Source organism: Burkholderia sp. RF7-non_BP4, assembly GCF_001521935.1.
Lineage (GTDB): Bacteria > Pseudomonadota > Gammaproteobacteria > Burkholderiales > Burkholderiaceae > Burkholderia > Burkholderia diffusa.
In genome coordinates this window covers 77,721-97,063 of the sequence record NZ_LOTA01000025.1, presented here as the reverse complement: position 1 = coordinate 97,063, position 19,343 = coordinate 77,721, and the positions used below count along the sequence as shown (strand labels likewise).

Genomic DNA, 19,343 nt, shown 5'->3' with positions numbered 1-19,343 from the left:
GACGCCCATGAGCACCACGAACTTCGTCGCGGTCAGCGACACCGTGCGCACCTTCGTCGCACGCGATTTCGGCCTTTTCATCGACGGCGCCATGCAGCCCGCGCACGCGGCCGCGCGGCTCGACGTGTACGACCCGGCGACCGGCGAGCGGCTCGCGACGGTCGCGGATGCGGACGCGCACGACGTCGACCGCGCCGTCGCCAGCGCGAAGCACGCATTCGACACGCGCGTGTGGAGCGGGCTGCGCCCGGCCGACCGCGAGCGCATCCTGCTGAAGCTCGCCGACCTGATCGAAGCCGACGCCGAAACGCTCGCGCAGCTCGAAACGCTGAACCAGGGCAAGTCGATCCACGTGTCGCGCGCGATCGAAGTCGGCGCGAGCGTCGAATACGTGCGCTACATGGCCGGCTGGGCGACCAAGATCACCGGCCAGACGCTCGACGTGTCGATCCCGTTCCCGCCCGGCGCGCGCTATACGGCCTATACGCGCAAGGAGCCGGTCGGCGTGGTCGCCGCGATCGTGCCGTGGAATTTTCCGCTGATGATCGCCGTGTGGAAGCTGATTCCGGCGCTCGCGGCCGGCTGCACGATCGTGTTGAAGCCGTCGCCGGAAACGCCGCTCACCGCGCTGCGCCTCGCCGAACTCGCCCTCGACGCCGGCGTGCCGCCCGGCGTGTTCAACGTCGTCACCGGCGGGCGCACGTGCGGCGCCGCGCTGGCGAGCCACCCGTCGATCGCGAAGATCTCGTTCACGGGTTCGACCGCGACCGGCAAGCGGGTCGGCGCGGCGGCCGTGCAGAACATGACGCGCTTCTCGCTCGAACTCGGCGGCAAGAACCCGATCGTGATGCTCGACGACGTCGACGTCGCGCAGGCGCTCGACGGGGTCGCGGCCGGCGCATTCTTCAACCAGGGGCAGGTGTGCGCGGCGGCGTCGCGCATCTACGTGCATCGCAGCAAGTTCGCGCAGCTCGCGGACGGCCTTGCGGGCGTCGCGCAGTCGATGAAGCTCGGCGCGGGCCTCGACACCACCGCGCAGATCAACCCGCTCGTCTCCGCGCACCACCGCGACACGGTCGTCCAGCACATCGAGGGCGCGCGCCGCGCGGGCCTCACGTTCCTCGCGGGCGGCACGCCGGCCGACGACCTGCCCGGCTACTACGTGAAACCGGCCGTGATCGCCGATCCGCATCCCGACAGCGCGATCGTGCGCGACGAGGTGTTCGGTCCGGTGATCGTCGTCGTGCCGTTCGACGATGCGGCCGACGCCGTGCGTCTCGCGAACGCGTCGCCGTACGGCCTCGCCGCGAGCATCTGGAGCAACGACCTGAAGCGCGTGATGAATCTCGTGCCGCAGATCGAGGCCGGCACCGTATGGGTGAACTGTCACATTCCGCTCGACCCGTCGATGCCGTTCGGCGGCTACAAGCAGTCGGGCATCGGCCGCGAGTTCGGCCAGTATGCGATCGAAGGCTTCACCGAAACCAAATCCGTGTGCATCGCGCACTGACGCGCGGCGCCCGTTCCGAACATCCCGACAACCTCGAACCTCGTCCGTCCACGGCCGAGGTTCGAACGATCCGAAAGTGGAGACTGCAATGAGCTACAACGAAGCGAAGTTCTGGCACCCGATGCTGCACCCGAACGAAATGAAACAGCGCAAGCCGATCCGCATCGTGCGCGGCGACGGCTGCTACGTGTTCGACGAAACCGGCAAGCAGCTGGTCGACGGCGTCGCGGGCCTGTGGAACGTGAACGTCGGGCACAACCGCCAGGAAGTGAAGGACGCAATCGTGCGCCAGCTCGACGAACTCGAATACTTCCAGCTGTTCGACGGCATCTCGCATCCGCGCGCGGAAGAACTGTCGAAGAAGCTGATCGACATGCTGGAGCCGGAAGGGATGCGCCGCGTGTTGTACAGCTCGGGCGGCTCCGACTCGATCGAGACCGCGCTGAAAATCGCGCGCCAATACTGGAAGGTGCGCGGCCAGGCCGACCGCACGAAGTTCATCTCGCTGAAGCAGGGCTATCACGGCACGCACTTCGGCGGCGCGTCGGTGAACGGCAACACGGTGTTCCGCCGCAACTACGAACCGAACCTGCCCGGCTGCTTCCACGTCGAGACGCCATGGCTGTACCGCAATCCGTTCACGCAGGATCCGGAGGAACTCGGCCGGATCTGCGCGGAAATGCTGGAGCGCGAGATCCAGTTCCAGAGCCCTGACACGGTCGCCGCGTTCATTGCCGAGCCGGTGCAGGGCGCGGGCGGCGTGATCGTGCCGCCGGCCAACTACTGGCCGCTCGTGCGCGAGGTGTGCGACCGCTACGGCGTGCTGCTGATCGCCGACGAAGTCGTGACGGGCTTCGGCCGCAGCGGCAGCATGTTCGGCAGCCGCGGCTGGGGCGTGCGCCCGGACATCATGTGTCTCGCGAAGGGAATCTCGTCCGGCTACGTGCCGCTCGGCGCGACGGCCGTGAACGCGCGGATCGAGGATGCGTTCGCCGCGAACGCGGACTTCGGCGGCGCGATCATGCACGGCTACACGTATGCCGGGCACCCGGTCGCGTGCGCGGCCGCGCTCGCGAGCCTCGACATCGTCGTGAAGGAAGACCTGCCGGCGAACGCGGCGAAGCAGGGCGCGTATCTGCTCGAAGCGCTGCAGTCGTTCCCCGAACGCTTCGCGGCGGTCGGCGAGGTGCGCGGCAAGGGGCTGATGCTCGCGCTCGACCTCGTCGCGAACAAGCAGACCCGCGAGCCGATCGACCCGCTGTCCGGCTATGCGAACGCGGTCGCGGAAGTGGCGCGCGAGCACGGCGTGCTGGTGCGCCCGGTCGGCACGAAAATCATCCTGTCGCCGCCGCTCGTGATCCAGCGCGAGCAGCTCGACCGGATCGTCGACGCGCTCGCGGCGGGCTTCGAGGCCGTGCCGTTCGCGTGAGGCCGTGACGGCATGAGCGCATGACGCCGAACCGGCGGTGGAGGGCGGGATAACCCGTTCGCCACCGCCGGTTTGCCGATTTGCGCTATGACCGGATTATTTTGCCTGCGTATTTTTTCGACATCGGATCTGGATTGGATCGACAGGGGCCTGGTGGCGACGCGCTGAAGCGCCGCCCAGGGCCGACCGCGAAGCACGGAACGGAGCGGGCGCCGCAGCGCCGGCGCCGGCCCGAAAAGGGAAGGAGACGAAGATGTCGGGATGGTCTGGAGTGACCGGCGCCGCGGGCGATACGCCCGCCGGTGCGTCGGCTGAAGCGGGCGGCGGCACGGTGCTGAAGGCGGGCGCGGTCGGTTTCCCGACCGCGCTGGCGAGCGCCGTCGGCCTCATCATGGCGAGCCCGGTGATCCTCACCGCGACGTCGGGCTTCGGGATGGGCGGCTGGGCGTTCGCGGTCGCGATGATCATCGCGTTCGTGATGATGCAGGCGCAGGCGACGACGTTCTCCGAAGCCGCCGCGATGTTGCCGACGGCGGGCTCGGTTTACGATTACCTGTCGTGCGGGCTCGGCCGCTTCTGGGCGATCACCGGCACGATTTCCGCGTATTTCCTCGTGCACGTGTTCGCCGGCACGGCGGAGACGATCCTGAGCGGCATCATGGCGCTCGTGAACTTTGAGTCGCTGAACGCCGCGTTCGAGAAGCACAACAGTTCGTGGCTCGTCGGCGTCGGGCTCGTCGTCACGTTCGCGATCACCAACATCATCGGCATCAAGGTGTTCAGCAAGCTCGAGATCGTGCTGACGGCCGGCATGTGGCTGTCGCTGATGATCTTCGGCATCCTCGGCCTCGCTGCCGCGCCGGCCGTGCATCTCGACGGCTGGTTCGGCGGCTCGGAAGTCGGCACGTCGGTGCCGGCGGTGCTGTCGCTGGTCGGGATGGCGATGTTCATGTTCGTCGGGTGCGAGTTCGTCACGCCGCTCGCGCCGGAAATGAAGGCGCCGGGCCGCACGATTCCGCGCGCGATGGCGCTCGGCCTCGTCGGCGTCGCGATCTGCATGTTCCTGTACGGCGCGGCGATCCGCCGTCAGGTCGCGAACGTGCCGGTGAGCCCGGACGGCCTCACGCATCTGCTCGACACGCCGGGCGCGATTCCCGCGTTCGCGCTGCAGGTGCTTGGGCCCTTCGGCCGCGTGTGGTTCGGCATCGCGTTCCTGTGCGCGGGCGCCGCGACGATCAACACGCTGATGGCCGGGCTGCCGCGCATCCTGTACGGGATGGCGATCGACGGCGCGCTGCCGCGCTGCTTCGCGTATCTGCATCCGCGCTTCAAGACGCCGGTGGTCGGCATCGTCGCGTCGGCGATCGTGCCGATCTTCCATGCGTGGCTGATCAACGGCAACCTCGACAGCATCCTGCATCTCGTGCTCGCCGCGACCTGCGCGTGGGGCACCGCGTATCTGCTCGTCACCGCGTCGGTCGTGATGCTGCGCATCCGCCGCCCGGACCTGCCGCGTCCGTATCGTTCGCCGTTGTTCCCGCTGCCGCAGATCGTGTCGAGCGTCGGCATCGTGCTCGCGATCTGGTACATCACGCCGCCCGGCATGAACGCGCGCGACATCTACGTGCCGTTCGGCGCGATGCTCGGGCTCACCGCGCTGTACGCGCTGTTCTGGACGCTCGTCGTGCAGCGCCGGCATCCGTTCAAGCCGGTGCCGGTCGAGGAAGTGCTGCGCAACGAGCACGTCGCGTCGTGAGGCTCGCATTCGCCCGGTGGCGCGCGGCGCCCGACACGCCGCCGCCCGGCCACCGGCCCGGCGCGATCGCCGCGCGCGTGCTGGCCGACCTCGGCGCGGCGCGGGATGCGAGCAGCGGCGCGGCCGAACCTCTGGCCCGGCTGCCGAATGGCGTGCACGTGGCCGTCGAAGAACGCGTCGACCGTCAGTTCCTGATGCATACGGTCAGCGTGCAGGTGTCGATCGGCGCGGACGGCCCGGCCGGGCAGGGCCATGCCCGCGTGCTGCAGACCGGCTGGCTGCGGCGCACCGGTGTCGTGGCCGAGCCCGCAGCGGGATGCAGCCCCGGATTCGTGCGGGCGGTGGCCGCGCTCGTCGCCGATTCGTCACTCGCCGACGCGCTGCGCCGGCTGCACCTGACCGACTGTACGATCGCCGCGCGCGACGGGCGCTGGACGCTCGCCGTCGTGCCGTTCGGCGGCAGCGAGGTCGTGAACCGGATGCCGTCGTTTCGCCGCTATGTCCGCCTGACCGGCGAGCAGGCCGCCGCGCTGTCGGCGGCATGCCTTGCATTCGAAACTGCACTGCGCGGAATTTTGCGGGGGTAAGCTGTGCCGTTGCGCGCCGTGCGGCGCAACGTGGATTCAGGGTTTCACCGGAGATGCCGATGCTGTTCCAGTCACGCTCACACGAAGACGTGCATGACCACGGGCTCGCGATCGCGGGTTGGCATCAGGTCTACCGCCAGATGACGCCGGGCCGGTTCAGGGGCACCGTCACGCAGGTGCTGTACGACGAGTTCCATTTCTTCCGCGAGACGACCAACCGGCGTGTCGCGCAAACCGGCCTCGCGCCGGCCGGACGCACGTCGCTCGCGGTGCCGCTGTCGATGCCGCTCGCCGGCACGTTCCAGGGCCAGCCGGTCGACGGCTATGCGCTACTCGCGCTGCGCGCCGGCGAGGATTTCGAATTCCACACGCCGGAAGGGATGGGGCTCGTCGGGATCAGCGCCGCGTCGGACATGATCGACGAGCTGTGCGAAGCCGAGTTCGGCGCGGCCGGCGCGCGCAAGCTGCGGCACGTCACGCGGCTGTCGGATGCGCAAGGCGTCGCGCTCGGCGCGCGGCTGTCGTCGCTGATCGACGACGCGCAGCGCAACCCCGGCTGCCTCGACTACGCGGCCACCCGCAAGATGTTCCGCGACGCGATGCTCGGCATGTTCCTCGATGCGCTCGACCAGGGCATCGGCGTCGAGCGCCGCGACATCACGCACGCGACCTACAGCGATATCGTCAGCCGTTGCGAGAAACACCTGCGCGACCGGCCCGAGGAACCCGTCACCGTGCTCGAGCTGTGCCGCGCGCTGCGCTGCAGCCGCCGCACGCTGCAGACGAGCTTCCAGCGCGTCGCCGACGTCACGCCCGTCGGCTATCTGCGCACGATCCGGCTGAATGCGGTGCGGCGCCTGCTGCGCACGACCTCGGCGCAGCAACTCGGTGTCGGGGAGGCCGCCGCGAGCTGGGGCTTCACGCATCTCGGCTATTTCGCACGCGAGTATCGCGACCTGTTCGGCGAGCTGCCGTCGCAAACCTTGCGTCCCGAGTGACGTCCGCGCATCGCGACCGTGCCGCCGGGCATGGTCGCGTGTCGTCCGTTCGCTTCATCGTTTGCTGATTTGGGATAGGGGTCCCGAATTTTCGCTGGATAGAGTCCTGTCACCCATATCGACAACACCATCGATCTGCACTGCGAATCGATGACATCAGAGGGGCGGGACATGAAGATCGGACGAAGACTGGCCGCGAGCGCGGCCGCGCTGGGTTGCATGCACGCACACGCGCAAACCTCGGGCAGCGTGACGCTGTACGGTACCGTGGACACCGGCATCATCTATTCGACGAACCAGCAGTTCACGCGCGCCGATGGCAGCACAGGCGGCGGCCACGCATGGCAGATGGGCGGCGGCAACCTCGTGCCGTCCCGCTTCGGATTCCAGGGCGCCGAGCCGCTCGGCGGCGGGCTCAACGCGGTGTTTTCGCTCGAGCAGCAGTTCCTGTCCGCGAACGGGCAGGCGCTGCAGGGCGGCACGGCGTTCAGCCGGCAGGCGTGGGTCGGGCTGCGCCAGGATTCGATCGGCACGCTCGGCCTCGGCCGCCAATACGATTCGTACACGGACATGCTCGGCGCGTACGTGTCGAGCAACAACTGGGCGACGCCGTACGGCTCGCATCTCGGCGACGTCGACAACCTGAACGCCGCGTTCAACTTCAACAACGCGTTGAAGTTCACCAGCGCGGACTTCAACGGCTTGACGTTCGGCGGCACGTTCAGCTTCGGCGGGCAGGCCGGCGATTTTTCCGCGAAGCGCGGCTATGCGGTCGCCGCGACCTACACGCGTGCGCCGGTCGCGTTTTCGGTCGGCTATCTCGACCTGCACCAGCCGCTCGACGCGGCGCTCGGCGGCGCGAACGGCTATATCGGCGACTTCGCGTGCAGCAATCCGGGCGCGATGTACTGCCTGCTTCAGGACGCCGGCTCGATGCGCGCGTTCGGCGCCGGCGGCTCGGTGACGCTCGGCGCGGCGACGGTCGCGCTGACCTACACGCACACGCGCCTCGGCGACAGCCGCTATTTCCCGACGGGCGCGCAGCCGCGCACGCAGGCGTTCACGTTCGACGTCGGCGAGCTGAACGTCACGTACATGTTCACGCCCGCGCTGCAGGGCGGCGTCGCGTACATCTTCAACGCCGCGCACACGGACGGCCGCGGCACGACGCGCTTTCACCAGGTCAACGTCGGCACGAACTACAGCCTGTCGAAGCGCACCGCGCTGTATGCGGTCGCGATCGGCCAGATCGCGAGCGGCACGGGGCTCGGCACCGACGCGAACGGCAATGCGGTGAACTACGCGCAGATTCCGGTGCTCGCGAACAGCAATTCGAGCCGGCAGCTCGCGGTGATGGCCGGAATTCGCGTGAACTTCTGACGGCGTGCACGTGGCGAAGCGGGCGGGGCGCCGGCTGCGATGGCCGGTCGGTTTCGCCGCGTGCCACAAATTCTTAACGATCGACGTGAACAATGGCGTTCGCTTCAGGACGCCCGAAGCGTCGCCCGCGTTGCACACGTGTGCAACGCGAGGCCGACCCGCCACCACGCCGATCGAGAGAGACCACATGACCTTGCTGAGCCGCCTGCGCGCGCTGTCCGCCGCCGTTGCGCTGTCCCTTGCCGCCTCGCACGCCTTCGCGGCGGATCTCGTCATCGCGGGCCGCGACGACATCTACGGCAAGGGGCTGGCCGACGCCGTCGCCGGCTTCACCAAGCTGCATCCGGGCACCGACATCGAGCTGCTCAAGCTGCCGAACGCGAACCTGTACCAGAAGCTGAAGCTGTCGATGCGCGAAGGCACCGGCACGTACGATCTCGTGATGATGGACGACACGTGGGCGCCCGAATTCATCGGCAACGGCTGGCTGAAGCCGCTGCCGGCGTCGCTCGCGGACGCCGATCTCGTGCCGTCGGCGGTCGCGCTCGGGCGCAACGCGGCGGGCGCGCTGTACGCGCTGCCGATCGTCGGCAACGTCGAGATGTTCGCGTACCGGAAGGATCTGCTCGCGAAATACAAGCTGCAGCCGCCGCGCAACTGGGACGACGTGCTGAAGATCGCGCAGACCGTCGGCGGCGCGGACAAGAGCGTGTCGGGCGTCGTGTTCCGCGGCACCAAGGGCAACCCGGTCGTGACGGGCTTCCTGCCGATCCTGTGGGCTTATGGCGGCGACGTGTTCGACCGCGCCGGCAACGTGACGATCGATTCGCGCGAGTCGCAGGCCGCGCTGAAGACGTTCCTCGCGCTGAAGGCCTCCGCGCCGAAGGACGTCGACGTATACGGCGCCGCCGAAGTGCGCGATGCGCTTCAGCGCGGCACGGCCGCGCAGTCGATCGAGGTGTGGCCGGCGTGGATTCCGGCGCTCGACGATCCGAAGCAGTCGCGCGTGGTCGGGCAGATCGCGCTGCAGCCGCCGCCCGGGCAGACGGCCGGCCCGGCGCCGATGCTCGGCATCTGGCAGATGGGCATTGCGAAGGACGCGCCGCACGCGAAGCTCGCGCAGGACTTCCTGGCCTACCTGAGTTCGCGCGATACGCAAACGCGCCTCGCCGGGATCGGCATTCCGCCGACACGCCGCAGCGTGTTCGCCGATCCGGCGCTGGTGCGCCAGTACCGCTGGTATCCCGATCAATTGAAGGCGCTCGAGGCCGGCCGTGCGCGGCCGCGCGTGAAGGACTGGCAGCAGGTCGAGAGCATTCTCGGCGACCAGCTGCAGCTCGCGCTGACCGGGCAGGCCGCACCCGACGCCGCGCTGCGTCAGGCGCAGCAGAAGATCGCGCAGGCGATGGCCGCGGCCGGCAAGTGACGGCTTGTCGCCACGCTTCAGCCGGAACCCTCGCATGAAAGCCCTCGGCCGCAGCCTGCCGTTCGTCGCGCTGCTCGGACCCGCGCTCCTGGTGCTGGCCGCGCTCGCGCTGTACCCGGTCGCGCAGGTGCTGATCGACTCGTTCTGCCAGGTCGACTACACGGCGGGCCGCCGCGCGTTCGCGGGGCTCGCGAACTATCGCGCCGTGCTCGGCGACGACGCGTTCGCGGCCGGCTTCGGCAACACCCTGCGTTTCACGATTGCGGCATCGTTCGTCGAAGTCGCGCTCGGCTTCGGCCTCGCGCTGCTGTTCGTGCGCGCGTTTCCGGGGCGGCGCATCGCGCTGCCGCTCGCGATCCTGCCGATGATGCTGTCCACGCTCGTGTGCTCGGCGATCTGGCGCAACTGGCTCAATTTCGACGGCTTCCTCAACGCGCTGCTCGCCGTGTTCGGCATCGAAGGCGTGCGCTGGCTGTCCGATCCGCATCTCGCGCTGTGGTCGCTCGCGCTCGTCGACGTGTGGCAGTGGACGCCGATGGCGTTCCTGATCGTGCTGGCCGGGCTGCAATCGATCCCGCAGGAGCTGTACGAAGCCGCGCGCACCGACGGCGCGAGCGAGTGGCAGTGCCTGCGCGACGTCACGCTGCCGCTCGCGGCGCCGCAGATCGGCCTCGCGTTGCTGCTGCGCTCGATCGACACGTTCAAGTTGTTCGACAAGGTCTATGCGTTGACGGGCGGCGGCCCCGGCAACGCGACGCAGACGCTGTCGACCTACATCTACGACACTGGCTTCCGCTTCTTCGACGTCGGGCCGGCGAGCGCCGCGTCGGTGCTGATGCTCGCGGCGTCCGCGCTGCTTGTTTCGGGGTACGTATGGCAGACGGTTCGCAAGCGGCGCGCATGACGGCGCGATCCGCGGGCATCGCGCACGCGCGAACGGGGGCCACGTTCGGTCGCGCGGCGCCGTGGATTCTGCGCGTCGCCGCGCTCGCGCTGTTGCTGCTGCCGTGCCTGTGGATGGCCGGCGCGGCGTTCATGCCGACGCTCGAGCGCCTCGATCATCCGCTGCGGATCGTGCCGGCCGCGCCGACGCTCGAGCATTTCGCGTCGGTCTGGTCGAACGGCATCGGCGTGCCGCTCGCCAATTCGCTGCTGGTCGGGTTCGGTACGACGCTGCTCGCGCTGACGCTCGCGTTTCCGGCCGCGTATGCGCTCGTGCGGCTGCGGTTTCCGGCGCGGCTGGACGTGCTGTTCCTGATGCTCGTGCTCGCATTGAAGCTGATGCCGCCGATCACGATCGCGGTGCCGCTGTTCGCGCTCGCGAAGCGGTTGCATCTGCTCGATTCGACATTCGGGCTGATGCTCGCTTACCAGATCTACGCATTGCCGATGGCGATCTGGATGCTGCTCGCGTTCGTGCGCGACGTGCCGATCGAATACGAGGAGGCCGCGTGCATCGACGGGGCCGGGCTCGCGCGGCGGCTCGTACAGATCGTGCTGCCCCTGTGCGCGCCAGGATTGATCGCGACCGCGATCTTCGTGTTCATCGCCGCGTGGAACGAGTTCCTGATTGCGTTGCTGTTCGTGTCGACGCCGAGCCGCTTCACGCTGCCGCTCGCCATCGCCGGCTACGTGACGGAGAACGGCATCGACTGGGGCGACTTGATGAGCGCGGGGCTGCTGGCGTCGCTGCCGACGCTTGCCGTGGCCGGCTACGTGCAACGCTACCTGCTGCGCGGCTTCGCGGGCGGGCTGAAGTGACGCGACACGTTACGCGCAGCTGTGCCGGACCACGTGCGTAACCGGCACGACACGCGTGCGCGATGCGCCGTCGAACGTCTGGATCCGGTCGGCGAGCAGATCGACGGCCGCGTGCGCGAGGCCTTGCGTGTCCTGGCGCAGCGTCGTGAGCCGATACGCGCCGTATTCGGCGGCGGGAATGTCGTCGAAGCCGATCACGCGCACCTCGTCGGGCACGCGCAGGCCGAATGCGTCGCGGGCGGCGTCGATCACGCCGAGCGCGAGCAGGTCGGACGAGCAGAACACGCCGTCCGGGCGCTCGCCGGATGCGAACAGTTGCCGCGCGGCGTCGATGCCGCATGCATGCGTATCGGAGTGCGTATCGATCACGTGGACGAGCGCCGCATCGAACGCGTCGCCGCGTTGCAGCGCCTGCGCGAACGCATCCGCACGTGTGCGTGCGCTGTAGCTCGCGGTGCGCGGCCCGACGAACGCGAGCCGGCGCGCGCCGGCCCGCACGAGCCGTTGCGCGGCATGGGCGGCACCCGCCGCGTTGTCGCTGATGACGACGTCCGCACCCGGCAGGTTCGCTTCGCGATTGATCATCACGACGGGAATCCGGTGATCGAGATACTGCCGCGCGACCGACAGCGGCGGCGACGCGGACGTCATTACGAGGCCCGCGATCCGGTAGCTGAGCAGCCGTTCGAGCGATTGCCGGACCTGGTGCGGATCGTCCGCATTGGTGACGAGCGGCGTGAACGCGCGCTGGCCGAGCGCGGCCATCAGGTCCGACAGCAGCCGCGCGCGGAACGGATTCTCGAATCCGGCCGTCACGACGCCGATCATGCTGCTGCGCTGCGTGATCATGTCGCGTGCGATCAGGTTGACCTGGTAGCCGAGCGCACGCGCGGCCACCATCACGCGTTCGCGCGTTTCGGGTGCGATGCTCGCCGTCGGCGAGAACGCGCGCGACACCGCGGAGCGCGACACGCCGGCCCGCACGGCGACATCCGACGCGGTCACCCACGTTTTTCTTTCCTTGTCAGTCATCGATTCATGATCCCTTCGCGATACGAAGCTTCCACGCCGCTGGCCGACTGGATGTCGGCGCTCGACGACGCGCGGCCGCTGCATACGCTGACCCTACCGGGCAGCCATGACACCTGTGCGTATACGGTCGACGATCCGCTCGTGCGCACGCAACGCGCGCCGCTCGCCGCGCAGCTCGCGCACGGCGTGCGGCTGCTCGACATCCGCTGCCGGCACCGCTGCGATGCGTTCGACATCCATCACGGCGGGATCGCGCTCGGCATGTCGTTCGACGACGTGCTCGCGGACTGTGCGCGTTTTCTCGATGCGCATCCGCGCGAATGCATCGTGATGTCGGTGAAGGACGAATGGCCGGCGCAGGCGTGCACGCGCGGTTTCGATGCGACGTTCGATGCGCATCGTGCGCGGCACCCGCGGTTGCGCTGGCACGCGGGCGGCGCGTTGCCGGCGCTCGGCGACGTGCGCGGCGCGGTGGTGTTGCTGCGGCGGTTCCGCAGCAGCCGGCCGCTGGGCGTCGACCTGACCGCGTGGCCCGACAACGCGACCTTCACGATCGATCATCCCGATGCGGCGTTCGTGATCCAGGACGAATACCGCGTGCCCGTTGCCGGATCGATCAACTACAAGTGGCGCGCGATCGATGCGCTGCTGACCGGCATGCCGTCGCCGGAAAGCGGCCGCTGGGCGATCAATTTCTGCAGCGGTACGGGGATGGGCGCGAATCCGTCGGTGGTCGCGCGCGGCGACGGCAGGGTGCAGGGGATTCAGGCGCGGCTCGCCGAGCGGTTGCGCGCGCAACGTGGTTCGTATGGCGCGATGCTGCTCGATTTCTGCGACGACGATGACTGGGCATTGGTGCGGGCGCTGGTTGCGTGCAACGATCACGTGCCCGAGCCGGCTGGCGCGCGCAGGCTGGCCCGCGATTCCCGCTGCCCGTGAAGATCGGCACGGTGCCGAATGTGTGACGAGCGGTCCATGTTGCGAAACGAGGCCGATGGATAAGGTTGAACCGTCCGTGGCGAGCGCGGTTCGATCGAGTCCGTCGCGGATATCCGGATGTTTCTCAACTCGGCGGGAGGCAACGGGCACGTGTGCCCGGCATCGCGCCGGCCCATGAACGTCGTCGTGACAAGCAGCGCCCGATTCGCCGCGAACCGTCCACGACGCAGGACTGCAAGGAGAGAGGTCATGGCAACGCTCGTCAACATCATGCAGGGCACCCCGAACGCGGTGCAGATCTGGGGCTTTCACGGCCCGTGCAACGTCAGGGACGTCGCAGCGGCATTGAATACCATCGCGTCGGGATTGAGCGGCGACGGTCACACGATTCACATCATGTCGGGAACGCACGGCTATTGCGCGGGGCAGGTCGGGGCAGTCGCCACGCGCGAACAGCGATTCGCCGCGGAAGACCGGGCGCTGGCTTCGCCGAAGACGAAGGACAACAAGCCGGTCGCGGTTGCGGTACACGACTTCAATACGGCGAAGCTGCCCGCACCGGATTACGTGACGGCGGCGATGGCGAAGCTGAACGGCGACATGCGCGCGATCGTGCAGGGCGACGCGGGCACCGCGACGTTCCTGCTCGCGTATTGCTGCAGCGCCGGGACGCCGTAACGCGCCGTCGTGCGCTGACGGGCGGGCGTGGCGGTCCGCCCCGTTTCGCAACCACGAGACGTCGTGCGGATGCGCGTGCGGCCGCGCCGTTCAGCGCGTCGCGATCGCCACCGCCGCACCGGCCATCGCCGTCGCGCTGGTGCGGTTCGCGATCCGCTTAGCGCGTGCGGACGTGAGGAACGCACGCGCACGCGACGCGAGCAGCGACCAGAAGCAGTCGGCCAGGATCAGGACCGCGAGCATCGTGCCGACGAGCTCGGCCCACGCGAGGACACCGACGTGCGTCAGGTCGACGATCGTCGGCAACAGCGCGAGATAGAAGAGCATGATCTTCGGATTGCCGAGCGTGACCAGCGTGCCCGCGACGAACATGCGCCACGGCGACTGGCCGCGCGGCAGGTCGCCGGCCTTCGTGTCGGTCGGCGCGGTCCACATCTTCCACGCGAGAAACAGCAGGTACGCGACGCCGAGCAGCTTCAGTACGAGCATGCCCGTCTCGAACGTGCGCGCGAACGCGGACAGCCCGGCAACCGCGAGCGTGAGCCACAGCGCCTCGCCGATCCACATCGCGGCGAGGAACGGCAGCACGTCTCGCACGCCGTTCGTCAGCACGCGCGCGACGAGCGCGGCGACGCTCGGGCCGGGCGTGCCGGCGGTGACGAGCAGGGCGATGGCGAACACGGCGAGCGCGGACAGCGTCATGACGAACCTCGTGGGCAGGGCGTTCGAAACGTATGAACTTTCGATTATAGTGACGGCCGTTCCCGTCTGCCCACCTCGTCGTGATGACAGTATCGATCCGGATTCGTCCCGCCACGCGGGAAGACGCGGCCGCGATGGCCGCCGTGGAAGTGGCCGCTGCCCAGCGCTTTCGCGACATCGGCATGCCCGACATCGCCGACGGCGAGCCGACCGATGCGGCCGACGTGCGGATGCGCATCGACGACGGTCGCGCGTATGTCGCGACGGACGAAGCGGGGACGTGCGTGGGTTTTGCGTTCTACCGGCTGCTCGATGTGCGGCGGCTTTATCTGGAGGAGCTGGATGTCGCGCCGTCGCACGCGGGGCAGCGGATCGGCGCGCGCCTGATCGAACGGATCATGACGCGCGCCGCGCAAGACGGCGTCGCCGAGGTCGTGCTGTCGACGTTCCGCGACGCGCCGTGGAATGCACCGTACTACGCGCGCCTCGGCTTCGTCATCATCGACGACGCATCGCTCGACGACACGTTGCGCGCGATTCGCGCGCATCACGTCGCACGCGGGCTCGACGAAGCGCAGCGCGTGTTCATGCGCGCGGACGTGCGCGCATGAACACGCCGCCGGCCGTCAGGCCGCGTCGCTGAGCGCCGGGTAGTCGGTGTAACCCGTTTCGCCTTCGGCGTAGAACGTCTCCGGCACCGGCTTGTTCAGCGGCGCGCCGAGCTCGAGGCGGCGCGGCAGGTCCGGGTTCGCGATGAACAGCTTGCCCCACGCGATCGCGTCGGCGTGGCCGCTCGCGAGCGTTTTCTGCGCCGATTCGAGCGTGAACTGCTCGTTCGCGATCAGCGGGCCGCCGAACGCCTCCTTCAGACGCGGGCTCAACTGGTCGCCCGAATACGATTCACGCGTGAAGATGAACGCGATCTTGCGGCGGCCGAGTTCGCGCGCGACGTAACCGAACGTCGCGGCCGGGTCGGAATCGCCCATCGTATGCGCGTCGCCGCGCGGCGCGAGATGCACGCCGACACGGCCCGCACCCCACACGTCGATCGCCGCGTCGACCACTTCGAGCAGCAGGCGCGCGCGGTTCTCGATCGGGCCGCCGTACGCGTCGGTCCGGAGGTTGGTGCTGTCCTGCAGGAACTGGTCGAGCAGGTAGCCGTTCGCGCCGTGGATCTCGACGCCGTCGAAGCCGGCCTTCTTCGCGTTTTCGGCGCCCTTGCGGTATGCGGCGACGATGCCCGGAATTTCATCGAGTTCGAGCGCGCGCGGCGTCACGAACGGGCGCGGCGGCCGCACGAGGCTCACGTGACCGCCCGCGGCGATCGCGCTCGGCGCGACCGGCAGGTCGCCGTTCAAAAACATCGGATCCGAGATCCGGCCGACGTGCCAGAGCTGCAGGACGATGCGGCCGCCGGCCGCGTGCACGGCCTGCGTCACGCGCTTCCAGCCTTCCACCTGCTCGTCGGACCAGATGCCCGGCGTGTCCGCGTAGCCGACGCCCTGCGGCGTGACCGAGGTCGCTTCGCTGATGATCAGGCCGGCCGACGCGCGCTCGGCGTAATAGCGGGCCATCAGGTCGTTGGGCACGCGCGCGCTGCCTGCGCGGGCACGGGTGAGCGGCGCCATCACGACGCGGTTCGGCAGCGTCAGGTCGCCGAGGGTAACGGGATCGAACAGGGTGGGCATGGCAGATAACCTTTTCAGAAAGGCGGGCTTACCGCCGCGTCGTGTGCGGCGTGCGGCCCGCATGGCCTGGGTCAGAGTTCGCGGCGCAGGGCGTCGAGAAATGCGTCGATGACGGCCTCGTTGCGCTGGAAGAACGCCCACTGGCCGATCCGCGTCGACGTCACGAGCCCCGCGCGCTGCAGCGTCGCAAGGTGCGCGGAGACGGTCGACTGCGACAGCCCGCAGCGCGCATCGATCTGCCCGGCACAGACGCCGTGGTCGTACGGCAGCGTCTGCTCCGGGAAATGCGCGCCCGGCGTTTTCAGCCAGACGAGGATTTCCCGGCGCACGGGGTTCGAAAGCGCTTTCAGGATCGCGTCGATGTCGAGTTCGGTCGGCATGGAAAGGGGTGGTGTTCGGGGCGTTCGGCCGGAAAACCGGCGCAAACGGGTATCGTCGATGGGCGAATCATATATCGGAAAAGTGCGATATACGCGAAGGCACTGATGCAAGTGGGGTTGTCGGTCGGCCGGAGCATCGGCGAATCACGCGCCCCCATACTGCGCGAACAGCCACCGCCGCATGGCCTCGAGCGCTTCCGAATGGGCATTGGCCTGCGGAAAGACGACGTAAAACCCGAGCGACATCGGAAACGAAAAATCGAACACGCGGCGCAGCCGGCCTTCCGCGATATCGCGTTCGACGAGCGGCTCGCTGGTCAGCGCGATGCCTTGACCCGCGACGGCGGCGTCGATGGCGAGCAGCGACTGGCTGAACCGCGGCCCTTTCGTCGGATCGGCCTGCCCCGTTCCGCCGAGCTTCTCGATGAACTCCGGCCACAGGTCGTGCGCGTCGTGCAACAGCGCATGCTTCGACAAGTCCGCGGGGGTGCGGATCGGCGGGCTGCTGTCGAGCAGTGTCGGGCTGGCGACCGCGAAGATGTCGAGCGGAAACAGCAATTGCGCGACCAGGCCGGCCGGGAACGGGGGCTTGCCGAGCCGGATCGCGATGTCGACGCCGTCGGCGCGGAACGACGCAAGGCGCTCGTCGGCGATGACGCGAACCTCGATGTCGGGGTGCAGGCGACCGAAGTCCGACAGGCGCGGGATCAGCCACTTCGACGCGAACGACGGCGTCGTGCTGACCGCCAGGACCATGGGACGCTGGCCCAGGGCGTCCGTGGCATCGGCGATGATCTGCAGCGCGCGCTGGACCGACGAAAAATACTCGAGCCCTTCGCGCGTCAGCGCCAGCCCCCTGGGCAGCCGCCGGAACAGCTGAATTTCCACGACGTCCTCCAGATGCCTGACCTGCTGCGCCACCGCGCCCTGGGTCACGCCGAGCTCGTCGGCGGCCAGCCGGAAATTGAGGTGGCGCGCGGCGGCCTCGAACGTGCGAAGCGCATTGAGCGGCGGGAATCGGCGGGTACGCGACAAAGCCTTCATGCAGTAGAAAATCTACAGTGTGGGTGGAGAAATCATCGTTCGACACGGCGATTATAGAGTCCTAGAGTAACGCTTCAGGACGATGATCGCGGCATTGAGCCGACCTATCCGGGAGAACGGCATGACTGTAGAGAAAGTGGCATTGGTGACGGCGGCGGGCAAGGGCATGGGCGCCGCGATCGCGCGGGATCTTGCGAGCAACGGCTATCGTGTCGCGCTGATGTCGCCGTCCGGCAGCGCGGTCGAGCTTGCCGGGGAACTCGGCGGTTTCGGCATGGCGGGGTCCGTCACCGAAGACGCCGACATCGAGCGTTTCGTGAACGGGACGCTCGCGAAGTACGGCCGCATCGACGCGGTCGTCAACAACACCGGGCATCCGCCGAAGGGCGACCTGCTCGCCATCGAGGACGACCAGTGGCACGCAGGGCTCGACCTGATCGTGCTCAACGTCGTTCGCGTGCTGCGCCGGGTGACGCCCGTCTTCCTGAAGCAGGGCGGCGGCGCGGTGGTCAACATTTCGAGCTTCGCGGCCGACGCGCCCGAGCTGGCGATGCCGGTGTCGTCCGCGCTGCGCGCGGCGCTGAGCTCCGTCACGCGCCTGTACGCCGATCGGTATGCGAAGGACAACATCCGCATCAATTCGGTGCTGCCGGGCTTCATCGACAGCTGGCCGGAGACGCCCGAGATCGTCGCCCGCATTCCGGTCGGCCGCTTCGGCAGGACGCAGGAGATCGCGCAGACCGTGACGTTCCTGCTGTCGGAAGGCGCCGGCTACATCACCGGGCAGAACATCCGCGTCGACGGCGGGATCGTGCGCGCACTGTAAGCGGAAGGGGGCGCGCCGCCCGCGCCATCAGTTGTGCCGCTCGCCGATCCGGTTTTCTTCCGGACTCCAGACGCTGAGCCCTTCCGTCGGGTCCATCGGCAGGTCCCAGGGCCGCGCGGCGATCGCCTGCATCGTCGCGTCGAACCCGGCCTGCCGGCGGGCCGCGATGCCGGCGGGTGTGAAATCGATGTCCTTCCACTGATCGTCGCCGTCGAGCCGCGGCGCCGCGAGCTTGATCACGTGCATCGTGGTCTGGCAGCCCCACGCGGCGAGTGCCTTCACATCGGCCGTCGTGCGCTCCGCCTCGGGCAGCCGCATGACCAGTTCCCGGATCACGTGGCGCAGCCGGTGAATCTGCTGCTGCCGCGCGATGTTGCTGTCCGTGCGGCTCGCGTACTGGATGTCCTTCTGCCGCTCCGACACCTGCCAGATGCTTTGCGGCTCCGGCCCGACCGGATTCCACATCTGCACCGAGAAGATGATCGAGCTGCGGCGCGGCGCGTCGTCCAGCACGACCTCGACCGGCGTATTCGAATAGATGCCGCCGTCCCAGTAGGGCGTGCCGTCGACCCGCACGGCCGGGAACGCGGGCGGCAGCGCACCCGAACTCATCACATGGTCGATGCCGAGCGGCCGGTCGCGCGAATCGAAATAGCGCATCGTGCCCGTGCACGCGTTGACCGCGCCGACGGTCAGTCGCGGCCGGCCCGCGTTCAGCAGGTCGAGATCGACGAGCGACGCCAGCGTGTCGCGCAGCGGCTCGACCACGTAGTACGACGCGCGCTCGACGCCGACCCGCGCCAGCGGCCCGAACCACGCAGCGGGATTCGGCCGGAAGAATCCCGGGAGGCCCGCGCCGATGACCGCGAGTTCCGAGCCGATCTTGTCCCAGCTCGTCGGGAAGCCCGGCACGTTCACGGCGGGCCGGTCGGTGACGTGTCGCCAGAATTCGGCCATCCGTTGCGCGCGGTGTCCGGGCGCGTTGCCGGCGATCAGCGCCGCGTTGATCGCGCCGATCGACGTGCCGATGACCCAGTCGGGCTGAATGCCCGCCGCATCCATCGCCTCGAATACGCCGAGCTGGTATGCGCCCAGCGCGCCGCCGCCCTGGAGCACGAGCACGACCTGGCCCGGCAGTTTCGGATGTGCGGGTTGACTTGCCGTCATCGCTTGCCTCGTGGTCGGTGACGGCCGGCGGGGGCCGGCC

The 19,343-nt window shown here is 68.7% G+C and carries 19 protein-coding genes; 13 read left to right on the top strand and 6 right to left on the bottom strand.

The genetic code is table 11. The annotated features are described in order from the left end of the window. The first annotated feature begins 7 nt into the window (after positions 1-7). From WS49_RS08755 to WS49_RS08715, 9 genes are all read left to right on the top strand, one after another. On the top strand, positions 8-1,510 hold the full coding sequence (locus WS49_RS08755; RefSeq protein WP_059527187.1) for an aldehyde dehydrogenase family protein: 1,503 nt from the start codon (positions 8-10) through the stop codon (positions 1,508-1,510). Positions 1,511-1,598: 88 nt separating this feature from the next. Then, a complete protein-coding gene (locus tag WS49_RS08750; RefSeq protein WP_059526610.1) occupies positions 1,599-2,939 on the top strand; it encodes an aspartate aminotransferase family protein in 1,341 nt (446 codons plus the stop codon). Between the two features lie 253 nt (positions 2,940-3,192). Next, positions 3,193-4,695: an APC family permease gene (locus WS49_RS08745; RefSeq protein ID WP_059526608.1), complete on the top strand. Its 1,503-nt coding sequence runs from the start codon at positions 3,193-3,195 to the stop codon at positions 4,693-4,695. After that, a complete protein-coding gene (locus WS49_RS08740; protein ID WP_059526604.1) occupies positions 4,692-5,282 on the top strand; it encodes a DUF3156 family protein in 591 nt (196 codons plus the stop codon). The genes WS49_RS08745 and WS49_RS08740 overlap by 4 nt, the downstream gene beginning before the upstream one ends. Positions 5,283-5,341: 59 nt before the next feature. Beyond that, positions 5,342-6,280 carry a helix-turn-helix domain-containing protein gene (locus WS49_RS08735; RefSeq protein WP_059527184.1) on the top strand — a complete coding sequence of 313 codons (939 nt, stop codon included), beginning with the start codon at positions 5,342-5,344 and terminating at the stop codon, positions 6,278-6,280. A 171-nt stretch (positions 6,281-6,451) separates the two neighbouring features. Then, entirely contained in the window at positions 6,452-7,660 is a 1,209-nt protein-coding gene (locus tag WS49_RS08730; protein WP_059526602.1) for a porin, read from the top strand. A gap of 187 nt (positions 7,661-7,847) precedes the next feature. Beyond that, a complete protein-coding gene (locus tag WS49_RS08725; protein WP_059526600.1) occupies positions 7,848-9,086 on the top strand; it encodes an ABC transporter substrate-binding protein in 1,239 nt (412 codons plus the stop codon). A gap of 34 nt (positions 9,087-9,120) precedes the next feature. Next, positions 9,121-9,990: a carbohydrate ABC transporter permease gene (locus WS49_RS08720; RefSeq protein ID WP_059526597.1), complete on the top strand. Its 870-nt coding sequence runs from the start codon at positions 9,121-9,123 to the stop codon at positions 9,988-9,990. After that, the gene (locus WS49_RS08715) at positions 9,987-10,847 is read left to right on the top strand and encodes a carbohydrate ABC transporter permease (RefSeq protein ID WP_059527180.1); all 861 of its coding nucleotides are present in this window, start codon (positions 9,987-9,989) and stop codon (positions 10,845-10,847) included. The genes WS49_RS08720 and WS49_RS08715 overlap by 4 nt, the downstream gene beginning before the upstream one ends. 9 nt (positions 10,848-10,856) lie before the next feature. On the opposite strand, the gene WS49_RS08710 is transcribed toward WS49_RS08715, so the two are convergent. Next, complete coding sequence (locus WS49_RS08710) at positions 10,857-11,879, bottom strand: LacI family DNA-binding transcriptional regulator (RefSeq protein WP_059526594.1); 1,023 nt, start codon at positions 11,877-11,879, stop codon at positions 10,857-10,859. Positions 11,880-11,885: 6 nt separating this feature from the next. Here WS49_RS08710 and WS49_RS08705 point away from each other — a divergent pair, with 6 nt between their 5' ends. Together WS49_RS08705 and WS49_RS08700 are read left to right on the top strand one after the other, a co-directional pair. Continuing rightward, positions 11,886-12,818, top strand: a complete 933-nt coding sequence (locus tag WS49_RS08705; protein ID WP_156441365.1) for a phosphatidylinositol-specific phospholipase C — start codon at positions 11,886-11,888, stop codon at positions 12,816-12,818. Between the two features lie 249 nt (positions 12,819-13,067). Further along, a complete protein-coding gene (locus WS49_RS08700; RefSeq protein ID WP_059526591.1) occupies positions 13,068-13,496 on the top strand; it encodes a hypothetical protein in 429 nt (142 codons plus the stop codon). A gap of 90 nt (positions 13,497-13,586) precedes the next feature. Here WS49_RS08700 and WS49_RS08695 read toward each other — a convergent pair whose 3' ends face one another. Beyond that, positions 13,587-14,198, bottom strand: coding sequence for a LysE family translocator (locus tag WS49_RS08695; RefSeq protein ID WP_059526588.1), 612 nt, complete (start codon positions 14,196-14,198; stop codon positions 13,587-13,589). Between the two features lie 83 nt (positions 14,199-14,281). Here WS49_RS08695 and WS49_RS08690 point away from each other — a divergent pair, with 83 nt between their 5' ends. Then, complete coding sequence (locus tag WS49_RS08690; RefSeq protein WP_059526586.1) at positions 14,282-14,809, top strand: GNAT family N-acetyltransferase; 528 nt, start codon at positions 14,282-14,284, stop codon at positions 14,807-14,809. 15 nt (positions 14,810-14,824) lie between these two features. Here WS49_RS08690 and WS49_RS08685 read toward each other — a convergent pair whose 3' ends face one another. The 3 genes from WS49_RS08685 to gcvA form a co-directional block, all read right to left on the bottom strand. Further along, positions 14,825-15,886: an alkene reductase gene (locus WS49_RS08685; protein ID WP_059526583.1), complete on the bottom strand. Its 1,062-nt coding sequence runs from the start codon at positions 15,884-15,886 to the stop codon at positions 14,825-14,827. 71 nt (positions 15,887-15,957) lie between these two features. Continuing rightward, entirely contained in the window at positions 15,958-16,266 is a 309-nt protein-coding gene (locus tag WS49_RS08680) for an ArsR/SmtB family transcription factor (RefSeq protein WP_044846683.1), read from the bottom strand. 144 nt (positions 16,267-16,410) lie between these two features. After that, complete coding sequence (gene gcvA, locus WS49_RS08675; RefSeq protein ID WP_059526580.1) at positions 16,411-17,310, bottom strand: transcriptional regulator GcvA; 900 nt, start codon at positions 17,308-17,310, stop codon at positions 16,411-16,413. 121 nt (positions 17,311-17,431) lie between these two features. Here gcvA and WS49_RS08670 point away from each other — a divergent pair, with 121 nt between their 5' ends. After that, entirely contained in the window at positions 17,432-18,136 is a 705-nt protein-coding gene (locus WS49_RS08670) for an SDR family oxidoreductase (RefSeq protein WP_059526577.1), read from the top strand. 27 nt (positions 18,137-18,163) lie between these two features. Here WS49_RS08670 and WS49_RS08665 read toward each other — a convergent pair whose 3' ends face one another. Continuing rightward, entirely contained in the window at positions 18,164-19,303 is a 1,140-nt protein-coding gene (locus WS49_RS08665; protein ID WP_059526574.1) for a patatin-like phospholipase family protein, read from the bottom strand. Positions 19,304-19,343 lie beyond the last annotated feature (40 nt).

What these genes read in the sequence shown, in the direction of transcription:
- WS49_RS08720 (WP_059526597.1), top strand. Translation starts at nt 9,121, where the DNA reads ATGAAAGCCCTCGGCCGCAGCCTGCCGTTCGTCGCGCTGCTCGGACCC.
- WS49_RS08755 (WP_059527187.1), top strand. Translation starts at nt 8, where the DNA reads ATGAGCACCACGAACTTCGTCGCGGTCAGCGACACCGTGCGCACCTTC.
- WS49_RS08685 (WP_059526583.1), bottom strand. Translation starts at nt 15,886, where the DNA reads ATGCCCACCCTGTTCGATCCCGTTACCCTCGGCGACCTGACGCTGCCG.
- WS49_RS08735 (WP_059527184.1), top strand. Translation starts at nt 5,342, where the DNA reads ATGCTGTTCCAGTCACGCTCACACGAAGACGTGCATGACCACGGGCTC.
- WS49_RS08745 (WP_059526608.1), top strand. Translation starts at nt 3,193, where the DNA reads ATGTCGGGATGGTCTGGAGTGACCGGCGCCGCGGGCGATACGCCCGCC.
- WS49_RS08725 (WP_059526600.1), top strand. Translation starts at nt 7,848, where the DNA reads ATGACCTTGCTGAGCCGCCTGCGCGCGCTGTCCGCCGCCGTTGCGCTG.
- WS49_RS08705 (WP_156441365.1), top strand. Translation starts at nt 11,886, where the DNA reads ATGATCCCTTCGCGATACGAAGCTTCCACGCCGCTGGCCGACTGGATG.
- WS49_RS08700 (WP_059526591.1), top strand. Translation starts at nt 13,068, where the DNA reads ATGGCAACGCTCGTCAACATCATGCAGGGCACCCCGAACGCGGTGCAG.
- WS49_RS08730 (WP_059526602.1), top strand. Translation starts at nt 6,452, where the DNA reads ATGAAGATCGGACGAAGACTGGCCGCGAGCGCGGCCGCGCTGGGTTGC.
- gcvA (WP_059526580.1), bottom strand. Translation starts at nt 17,310, where the DNA reads ATGAAGGCTTTGTCGCGTACCCGCCGATTCCCGCCGCTCAATGCGCTT.
- WS49_RS08680 (WP_044846683.1), bottom strand. Translation starts at nt 16,266, where the DNA reads ATGCCGACCGAACTCGACATCGACGCGATCCTGAAAGCGCTTTCGAAC.
- WS49_RS08715 (WP_059527180.1), top strand. Translation starts at nt 9,987, where the DNA reads ATGACGGCGCGATCCGCGGGCATCGCGCACGCGCGAACGGGGGCCACG.
- WS49_RS08710 (WP_059526594.1), bottom strand. Translation starts at nt 11,879, where the DNA reads ATGACTGACAAGGAAAGAAAAACGTGGGTGACCGCGTCGGATGTCGCC.
- WS49_RS08695 (WP_059526588.1), bottom strand. Translation starts at nt 14,198, where the DNA reads ATGACGCTGTCCGCGCTCGCCGTGTTCGCCATCGCCCTGCTCGTCACC.
- WS49_RS08690 (WP_059526586.1), top strand. Translation starts at nt 14,282, where the DNA reads ATGACAGTATCGATCCGGATTCGTCCCGCCACGCGGGAAGACGCGGCC.
- WS49_RS08665 (WP_059526574.1), bottom strand. Translation starts at nt 19,303, where the DNA reads ATGACGGCAAGTCAACCCGCACATCCGAAACTGCCGGGCCAGGTCGTG.
- WS49_RS08750 (WP_059526610.1), top strand. Translation starts at nt 1,599, where the DNA reads ATGAGCTACAACGAAGCGAAGTTCTGGCACCCGATGCTGCACCCGAAC.
- WS49_RS08670 (WP_059526577.1), top strand. Translation starts at nt 17,432, where the DNA reads ATGACTGTAGAGAAAGTGGCATTGGTGACGGCGGCGGGCAAGGGCATG.